Below are 302 nucleotides of genomic sequence, written 5' to 3' on the forward strand. Positions count from 1 at the left end.
TTTGTCGTTCCCGACATCACCACCCGCAAAAATCTGGGCCTGACCCACGATGCGGCCGATTACACCCTGCCGCAGCCGCTGGAGCGTTACAGCGCGGCCGACCACGCCACCTGGGCCACGCTATACCCTGTCTCTTATACACATCTCCGAGCCCACGAGACGAACGCAATAATCTCGTATGCCGTCTTCTGCGTGAAAAGGGGGGGGGGGGGGGGGGGGGGGGGGGGGGGGGGGGGGGGGGGGGGGGGGGGGGGGGGGGGGGGGGGGGGGGGGGGGGGGGGGGGGGGGGGGGGGGGGGGGGG

The 302-nt window shown here is 72.8% G+C and carries 1 pseudogene; it reads left to right on the top strand.

The features are described 5' to 3' along the window. Positions 1 to 302, top strand: a pseudogene (locus JHD62_RS22780) (hypothetical protein); the annotation flags it as partial.

It is taken from the genome of Aquitalea sp. ASV11 (genome assembly GCF_016429185.1).
Taxonomy (GTDB): Bacteria; Pseudomonadota; Gammaproteobacteria; order Burkholderiales; family Chromobacteriaceae; genus Aquitalea; species Aquitalea pelogenes.